Raw genomic sequence first — 2,376 nt, 5'->3', positions numbered from 1 at the left:
TATTGTTACACGCTCTTCCTGAGATCTATCAATGGATCAGAACAGGACGGTATTTTAACTTAATTACCGCATTTTCTCTAATAGCAGTGACCGTTACTTCGCATCATGTTACTCCTATTTTTGGAATGGTATTCTTTATTTTTCCCTTGATAGGCATGGCCATCATGGACGATGCCAGGGAGAAAGTAAGAGAATCAAAAAAAATAACCTTTAAAGTATTTCTTACCTCTTTCAAAAATTTATTTTGGAGAATAGTAGGTTTTGGAATGGGGTCACTAACACTAATTGTGCTATGTATACTTCCCTACTGGTTGAATTCCAAGGCAAATCCTATTACTCAAGTGCCTATCCCTCATGGCTCACGCGATAACTTCCTGGAAGTAACCTCTTCCGGACTCGTATTTTTTATAATTCCCTGGGGAATACTATTATTTATTCTGCCGTATGTTTTCTATCGCTTTTATAGCAAGCGATATCTCTTTTTCGGTTTATCTATTAGTATCCTCACAATTTTAGGAACAGGAGGAACTACCCCCATTCCAAGGATGGTATTGGGAGAGACAGCTTTTAATATCCTTACTTTAGACCGTTTTACCTTATGGGCTACTATCATGGCCCTACCCATTTTTGGAGAGTTTCTATACCGTATAGTTGAAGGCGACCTTAAAAAAGCGCTTCAGGAGAGATTTGGACCTATGTATCACCGTATCCTGGGGGCATTCCTGGCAGCCGGTATTTTGTTTATGGTCATCTTTACGATGAGTCTTGGCTATTTCAGACCTTCCCAACCTCAAAAAATTAAAATGCTTCCCATCGTTAATTTCCTAAATCAGGATATGCACGACCAATGGCGATATCTAACCTTGGGGTTTGGTGATCAAATGGCATGGCTCTCTGCTCAGACAAATGCCATGACGGTAGACGGTAACTATCATTCGGCCCGCCGATTACCAGAATTAACGAGCAAGGCTATTGAAAGATTAGAGAATTCGAAATTCCGGGGGGTGGAAGGTATAGGATCCCTACAGCAGTTCCTGACCATTCCGGAGAAATACAATCTGAAATACATTTTCTCTAATGACAAGTTCTATGACCCTATTCTGTATTACTGCGGATGGCAACGATTGCAGCAACTGGAAAATGGGATCATGGTCTGGGAAAGACTCAATGTGCCGCCTTTACCGACAATAATACCTAAAGACGATGTGCCTACTTTTCTCAAGATTATGTGGGGTGTTATTCCCGTACTAACCATACTCCTGTCTTTTATTCTCAATATTCAGTTGCTGTGGATCCGGGCTCTTAAATCAAAGGAAATACGAATCCCCGAATACATGAAATTGGGAGTATCATATGATAGGTTCCCTCAAAGACTAATTAGAATAAATCATATTTGGGCATGGCTCATGACCGGCTTGTTGTTCTATGGGTTGTATCAATTCTATTCAAAAAATTCCGCTCAACGATCCCCGGAAAATGTAGTTAGGGCGTATTATGACGCAATAGATTTTAAAGAATTTGAAAAAGCCCATACTTATCTGGATCCATCGGGAGGAGTGTCGCTTGCGCAATACATGCTGGAGATCTCTGTAAGTGATGGGATTCTCAGTTCATATGCCAAACTAGATTCCATTGGCGTGGAGATCATTGATAAGTCTTCTAATGGAGCAACAGCTAAAATAAATACGGTTTGGATCACTCCTTTAGAGACCATAAAAAAACAAGAAGTACGAGAATTAGTCATGGAAGGAAGTGAATGGTTCATAGTACCTACACCGCCACAGGCAGATATTCCCCCAGACCAACTTTTTACGGCCAATACCACTTCGTATTTCAATCATGGAAGACGGCGGATCACAACCCAGCAGACCCATCATGAAGACGTTTTGGAACAGCCAGTTCTCCAAGTTCTTTCTGCAAGTTTGGTAAGATCTGGTTCGGAATACGCTATCGTTGGGGAACTTCAGAATATAGACCATGTTCCGGCAGATGTGGTCATTCAGGCCAGTTTGTACAATGAGAAGGACAGGGAACTCACAACATATAATGCCAAGTATCATATAAAGCATAAATTACTGCCGAAGGAGATCACGTCCTTCAGGATAAACTTCGAAAGTATTGCCTGGACCACTAAGGAAAGTAAAATGCCAGAAACTTATGATCCCGATGAATTTACACCTGTTAACCTGAATGATGTCCCAGTGAAGTTCAACCTGCAAATAGCTGCCAACGTTGCAATTACAGATCTGTACAAACAGGTTGCCCTTCAGGATCTTACTTTAAATGAAAAAAGTATGGAGGGGGTACTGTTCAATGCCGGAAACCAGGAAGTAACCATACCTCAATTATTGATTTCCTATTACGATGCTTCTAAAA

General features: G+C 40.9%; 1 protein-coding gene. It reads left to right on the top strand.

Going from position 1 to position 2,376, the window contains the following annotated elements; all coding sequences use genetic code 11:
- On the top strand, nucleotides 1–2,376 hold a 2,376-nt coding region (locus WBM49_RS00065), incomplete at both ends, for a hypothetical protein (protein WP_424370010.1).

It is taken from the genome of Muriicola sp. (genome assembly GCF_049669965.1).
Taxonomy (GTDB): domain Bacteria; phylum Bacteroidota; class Bacteroidia; order Flavobacteriales; family Flavobacteriaceae; genus Muriicola.
Note: the sequence above shows the minus strand (reverse complement) of the source record. Positions and strands in the feature narration are given on the sequence as shown.